Genomic DNA, 6,149 nt, shown 5'->3' with positions numbered 1-6,149 from the left:
GCTCTTCCCTCTACCTTGGCGTTGCATACGTATGCATTAGCATCCGAAAAAAACGGGGCAAGGCCCCGCATGTCTAAATTATATTCAAAGCATCCACGCCCGGAAGCGGTTTGCCTTCCATCCATTCCAAAAACGCGCCGCCAGCGGTCGAGACAAAGGTGAAATCCTCCGTCACGCCAGCATGGGCGAGCGCGGCAACCGTATCGCCACCACCCGCAACCGAGACGAGCGAGCCTTCACGCGTCAGCGCCGCCGCCGTGCGTGCCAATGAGACCGTCGCCGCGTCAAATGGCTCCATCTCAAATGCGCCGAGCGGTCCGTTCCATACCAAGGTCCGGCACGTTTTCAGGACATCAGCCAGCGCCTCAACCGCCGCAGGGCCAACATCCAGGATCATCTCATCGGCCGCCACTTCATGGACATTCACCGTCCGCACGGGCGGATTTGCGCGAAATTCGACTGACGTCACGACGTCATAGGGCAAATGCACGGTACAGCCTGCGACGTCCGCCGCATCCAATATGGCATTTGCTGTGTCGGCAAGATCATGTTCGCACAGCGACTTGCCAACATTGATCCCGCGGGCAGCGAGAAAGGTGTTCGCCATGCCGCCGCCAATAATCAAATGATCGACCTGCTTGACCAGATTGTTCAGCACGTCGAGCTTGCTCGATACCTTGGCACCGCCAACGACGGCAGCGACGGGGTGCTCCGGCGAACCCAGCGCTGCTTCCAACGCCTTCAGTTCTGCTTCCATTGAACGACCGGCATAGGCGGGCAAAATATGTGCGAGCCCTTCGGTCGACATATGCGCGCGATGTGCCGCCGAAAACGCGTCATTCACGTAATAGTCGCCATTTGCAGCCACGGCGCGTGCAAGTTCGGGGTCGTTTTGCTCCTCACCTGGCCAAAACCGGGTGTTTTCGAGCAAAGCGATGTCGCCGTCAGCCAATATGCCAATCGATTGCGCGACGATGTCTCCTGCAATTTCGGGCACGAACATGACTTCGCGGCCAAGCACCTCTTGCAGCGCGTCCAAAACCATGGAAACCGACATTTCACTATGCTTCGCACCCTTTGGACGCCCGAAATGGGCAAGCAATAGAAGCTTGGCACCCTTGTCAGCGAGTTCGCTGACGGTGGGCAACAACGCCCGCAAACGCGTTTCGTCGGTCACACGCCCGTCGGCCATCGGCACGTTCAAGTCCACGCGCACAAATACGCGCTTTCCTTTTATGTCACCAAGATCGTCGAGCGTGCGAAATGCCATGATTAAAGTAACTTTCCAATGACGCCGGCGGTATCCACCATCCGGTTGGAGAAGCCCCATTCATTGTCATACCAGCTAAGGACACGGACAAGCTTACCGTCGATGACGGCTGTTTCAAGGCTGTCGATCGTCGAGCTGGCTGGGCAGTGATTATAGTCGATCGATACCAATGGTTCGTCGGAATAGGCCAAAACGCCCTTCAAAGCGCCTTCAGACGCAGCCTTTAACAGCGCATTGACCTCTTCCTTCGTGGTATCGCGCGCAGGCGTGAAGGTCAGATCGACGATGCTGACATTGGGTGTCGGTACGCGAATGGCCGATCCATCAAGCTTACCCTTGAGTTCAGGCATAACTTCGCCAACAGCACGCGCTGCGCCCGTTGTTGTCGGAATCATCGACATCGCGGCAGCACGTGCGCGGCGCATGTCATCATGGATTTGGTCGAGAATTTTCTGATCGTTGGTGTAGCTGTGGATCGTGGTCATCAGGCCGCGTTCAATACCAATTGCGTCGTTCAGCACTTTCGCAAGTGGTGCAAGGCAGTTGGTGGTGCAGCTCGCGTTCGAAACGATCACATCGGCGGATGTCAAAACGTCGTGATTGACGCCGAATACCACGGTTTTGTCGACATTTTTACCAGGTGCCGAAATCAAAACGCGCTTTGCGCCCGCAGCAAGATGCTTTTCTGCGCTTGCGCGGTCCGTGAAGAAGCCGGTGCACTCCAATGCGATATCGACGCCATTTGCGGCATGCGGCAAATTGGCTGGATCGCGTTCGGCGGTGACATGAATGCGCTTACCATTGACGATGATGTCATTGCCATCGGCTTCCACTGTTCCGGGGAACGGACCATGCACGCTATCACGCTTGAACAATAATGCGTTCGCCTTGGCTGGCGCGAGATCATTGATCGCCACCAATTCTAAATCATGATCATCACGCTCCAAAATCGCGCGCGCGACCAAGCGACCGATGCGGCCAAATCCGTTAATAGCTACTTTAATAGTCATGCGTGCTCCAATCAGCCAAGTTTAGCGAGAATTTGCGCGGTAATCTTATCGGCAGTCAGGCCGAAATGCTCATAAAGTGCATCAATTGGGCCTGAGGCCCCGAAACTATCGATCCCGATCCGAAGACCGTCACCGACATAACGTTCCCAGCCCATTGTCGTGCCCGCTTCGACAGAAACGCGAAGTGCATCGGATGGCAGAACCTCAGCCTTGTAAGAAGGCGACTGTGCATCGAAGCGTTCCCAGCTGGGCATCGATACGACCTCGGCGCCAATACCCTTTTCCTCAAGCTGCTCCGCGACCGAAACGGCGATAGCGACTTCAGAACCGGTGCCGATCAGCACGACTTTGCGTTCCGCCTTTGCTGAACGGAGGCGATAGCCGCCCTTGGCGGACATATTTTCGCTGATGTCCGTGCGCAGTTGTGGCAAGTTTTGACGCGATAGCGCCAAAACCGACGGTGTATGCGCGCTTTCAATTGCCAGCGCCCAGCATTCTGCGGTTTCGATGGTATCACATGGCCGATACACGTCGAGGTTGGGAATGAGCCGCAGCGACATGATTTGTTCAATCGGCTGGTGGGTCGGGCCATCTTCACCAACACCGATGGAATCATGCGTCATAACATAAGCGACGCGGGTTTCCTGAAGCGCAGACAGACGAATGGCGGCGCGGCAATAATCAGAGAAGATCAGGAACGTTCCGCCATAAGGAATGATGCCGCCATGCAGCGCCATGCCATTCATGGCCGCCGCCATACCGAATTCACGAATACCATAATTGACATATCGGCCGGAATAATCGTTTTTATCCAAGGTATTGGTCGACGCAGTTCGGGTAAAGTTTGAACCCGTCAAATCCGCCGACCCGCCGAGCAGGTCTGGCAACGCGGCAGTTGCCGCCGTCAGTGCAATTTCCGATGCCTTGCGCGTCGCAATATTCTGCGGCGCGGCGATCAGGCTTTCGAGATGCGGCTGTAACCATGCGGAATCAACCTCTCCCGCCATGGTCTTTGTGAAGGTTTCCCCGTGAGTTGACGCCGCAAGCCGCTTTGCCCACTGCGCATGCGCCTCAGCCCCCGCCTGGCCGGTTGCCCGCCACGCGTCCAAAATATCCGCAGGGATTTCAAACGCCGGATAGGGCCAGTTGATGGCAGCCCGCGTCGCGACGATTTCGTCTGCGCCCAATGGGCTACCATGCGGCGCTTTTGTGCCTTCCTTGTTTGGCGAACCTTTACCGATCAGTGTCCGGCAAGCAATCAAGGATGGACGATTATCCGCAAGCGACGCTTTAATTGCGCGCTCTATGTCGTTGAAATCATGACCATCGCATGCCTCAACATGCCATCCGCTCGCACGATAGCGTGCCGCGATGTCTTCACTCGTCGACAAGTCAGTCGCGCCATCGATGGTGATGCGGTTATCGTCCCAGAATACGATCAAACGGCCGAGACCCAAATGTCCGGCAAGCCCGATGGCTTCATGATTGATGCCTTCCATCAGGCAACCATCGCCTGCCACAACCCATGTCCGGTGGTCGACCAAATCGTCGCCAAAGCGGGCATTTAGGTGCCGTTCGGCAACAGCCATGCCCACCGCCATGGCAAGGCCCTGCCCCAGCGGACCTGTGGTGCATTCAACGCCATCAATCAAAAAATTCTCTGGATGGCCAGCACATGGGCTACCCAACTGACGGAAGTTTTTGATGTCATCGATGGTCGGGCTTGCATAGCCGGTCAGATACAAGGTCGCATAAGCGAACATGGACCCATGCCCTGCAGACAGCACGAAACGGTCACGATCGGCCCAATCAGGCGCTTTCGGATCAAATTTTAGGAACTTCGAATAGAGTACCGTTGCGACGTCGGCCATACCCATCGGCATGCCGGGATGGCCGCTATTTGCGGCCTGTACAGCATCCATGGCCAGCGCCCGGATTGCATTGGCCATTTGCTGTTCAGTAACGGTCATGTTCTATCCCCACAAAATACTCCACTTCGGGAGCGGGAGGCGGGCGCATACAACATATGCGATACCGCCGAGTCGTTTGGTGCCAACCCTTTGCGGACGCAAGCGCGCAGCGTCAAGGGACGGGCGCGCATTTCCTGCGGGGAATTTGCCATCCATTGTGCGTTGATGCATTTGCATGACATCTTTAGTCTGTTACACCGTCTCATCAAAAGGATGTAAGCCATGGTAGATGAACGATTAATTGGAGCGATTGGCCGCATAGAACGTGCGCTGTCGCGGGTTGAAAAGCTGGCGACTGTGCCAACCAACCCGCATGATACCGATCTAGCGGATCGCCATGAGCGTCTCAAGAAAGAGACGTTGGACGCTATTCGCGGCATCGACCAGATATTGTCGGGAGCAAATTGATGGCTGAGGTTAAACTTTCCATCGCTGGCCGCCAATATTCGGTGGCGTGCAATGACGGTGAAGAAGCGCGGTTGCTGGCCTTGGGAGCCATGGTTGATGAAAAAGCGCGGGAAGCTGGCGGCGGCTCGGCTGGAATGAATGAAACGCGCAGCCTGTTGTTTTCCGCGCTACTTCTGGCCGACCGCCTGCATGATGTGGCTAGCGGAGTGCCGGTTGCTGCGGATAATCCTCAGACAGAAGCGAAATCGTCACAAATAGCCGAAGCTTTGGAAGGCTTGGCCACCCGATTAGAAAATCTGGCACAAAAGCTTGAGAATTAACTTTAGATGCCTATATCGGATGTGGCGGAACTGCCCGGTACGAGCTGATGAGAACATCCCTGAGGCGATTATCTATCTAAGGGAGCTGTCCCTGCCTGGGCCATTTGGGCAACCTTAAGGTCCAGATCACACGGTGCCCACCTGACGTGCTGGCGTCAGAGGATATTCCGGAAAACGACCCATGGTGGTTCCGCCAACCGATTTCGGGAAATGCTGTGACTTCAATATTAGACAAACCAACACAGCGCGCCGCGTTTCGGCAAATTCGCGATTCGTACGTCAATGGTTTGACGGCACAGGACCAATCGCTTGCCTTTTCTAAAATCCCCAGCCCCTTAGCCAAAGTTTTAATGCCCGGTAAAATCGTGGCGGGCTATGTCGCAAAAGGCTCTGAAGTCGATCCCGCGGCGATCCTTGCGCAAGCGCATGCCTTGGGCTGCGACCTTGCCCTGCCCCATGTAACCAGCAAAAGCGCACCCATGCGGTTTCTACGCTGGTCGCCCGATGACGACCTTGTCCCGGGCGCATTTGGCCTTCTACAGCCTGCTGAGACGGCCCCTGAGTGTAAACCCGATATAGTCCTTGTTCCCATGCTAGCCTATGACGACAGGCTCATCCGGCTTGGCCAGGGTGCCGGTCATTATGATCGCGCACTCAGCGTGCTGGATCATTCCATCGCCATCGGCCTTGCCTGGTCGGTTCAATTCACCCCTGCACTCGCATCGGATATTTGGGACGTCCCGCTCGATGCCGTGCTGACAGAAAAATCCTGGATAACATTATGAATGGACCACAGAAGCAACCAACATGGCGTAAGCCCGCGGGCATGCTGGCGATATTGCTGATTATTCTGGTTTGGTCGGTGCTGATTGTCAGCGCGTCTGAATTCATCGGCCAACTGCACATATTATTGCAGAGCGTCATTTATTTGATCGCAGGCGTGATCTGGATTGCGCCGATGCGGCCGCTGATGATCTGGATGGAAACAGGTTCGTTCCGCGCACCACCTACAACCTGATTTTCAGGGAAGTGGCGCGAGTGACGGGGCTCGAACCCGCGACCTCCGGCGTGACAGGCCGGCGCTCTAACCAACTGAGCTACACCCGCTAACTTGCGGTGGGGGCGCACTATAAGCGACGCAAGATTCTGTCAACGGCATTTGTCATAAAAG

General features: G+C 55.8%; 7 protein-coding genes and 1 tRNA gene. 4 read left to right on the top strand and 4 right to left on the bottom strand.

From position 1 onward, the window contains the following. Positions 1-73: 73 nt before the first annotated feature. The 3 genes from ACILQA_RS09170 to tkt are packed head-to-tail and all read right to left on the bottom strand — an operon-like array spanning position 74 to position 4,250. Positions 74-1,273, bottom strand: coding sequence for a phosphoglycerate kinase (locus tag ACILQA_RS09170; RefSeq protein ID WP_395629423.1), 1,200 nt, complete (start codon positions 1,271-1,273; stop codon positions 74-76). After that, positions 1,273-2,280: a type I glyceraldehyde-3-phosphate dehydrogenase gene (gap, locus tag ACILQA_RS09165; RefSeq protein WP_183940587.1), complete on the bottom strand. Its 1,008-nt coding sequence runs from the start codon at positions 2,278-2,280 to the stop codon at positions 1,273-1,275. The genes ACILQA_RS09170 and gap overlap by 1 nt, the downstream gene beginning before the upstream one ends. 11 nt (positions 2,281-2,291) lie before the next feature. Continuing rightward, positions 2,292-4,250 carry a transketolase gene (gene tkt, locus ACILQA_RS09160; protein ID WP_395629421.1) on the bottom strand — a complete coding sequence of 653 codons (1,959 nt, stop codon included), beginning with the start codon at positions 4,248-4,250 and terminating at the stop codon, positions 2,292-2,294. 222 nt (positions 4,251-4,472) lie between these two features. On the opposite strand from tkt, the gene ACILQA_RS09155 reads away from it, so the two are divergent. The 4 genes from ACILQA_RS09155 (at position 4,473) to ACILQA_RS09140 (ending at position 5,996) form a co-directional block, all read left to right on the top strand. After that, complete coding sequence (locus ACILQA_RS09155) at positions 4,473-4,658, top strand: hypothetical protein (protein WP_395629420.1); 186 nt, start codon at positions 4,473-4,475, stop codon at positions 4,656-4,658. Continuing rightward, positions 4,658-4,978 carry a cell division protein ZapA gene (locus ACILQA_RS09150; RefSeq protein WP_395629419.1) on the top strand — a complete coding sequence of 107 codons (321 nt, stop codon included), beginning with the start codon at positions 4,658-4,660 and terminating at the stop codon, positions 4,976-4,978. The genes ACILQA_RS09155 and ACILQA_RS09150 overlap by 1 nt, the downstream gene beginning before the upstream one ends. Before the next feature lie 146 nt (positions 4,979-5,124). Then, on the top strand, positions 5,125-5,763 hold the full coding sequence (locus ACILQA_RS09145) for a 5-formyltetrahydrofolate cyclo-ligase (protein WP_395629422.1): 639 nt from the start codon (positions 5,125-5,127) through the stop codon (positions 5,761-5,763). Beyond that, entirely contained in the window at positions 5,760-5,996 is a 237-nt protein-coding gene (locus ACILQA_RS09140) for a DUF2842 domain-containing protein (protein WP_395629418.1), read from the top strand. Before ACILQA_RS09145 ends, ACILQA_RS09140 begins: the two co-directional genes overlap by 4 nt. 12 nt (positions 5,997-6,008) lie before the next feature. On the opposite strand, the gene ACILQA_RS09135 is transcribed toward ACILQA_RS09140, so the two are convergent. Beyond that, positions 6,009-6,085 (bottom strand) — tRNA-Asp (locus tag ACILQA_RS09135). Between the last annotated feature and the right edge of the window lie 64 nt (positions 6,086-6,149).

The sequence above is a fragment of the Sphingorhabdus sp. genome (assembly GCF_044239005.1).
Classification (GTDB): domain Bacteria; phylum Pseudomonadota; class Alphaproteobacteria; order Sphingomonadales; family Sphingomonadaceae; genus Sphingorhabdus_B.
Note: the sequence above shows the minus strand (reverse complement) of the source record. Positions and strands in the feature narration are given on the sequence as shown.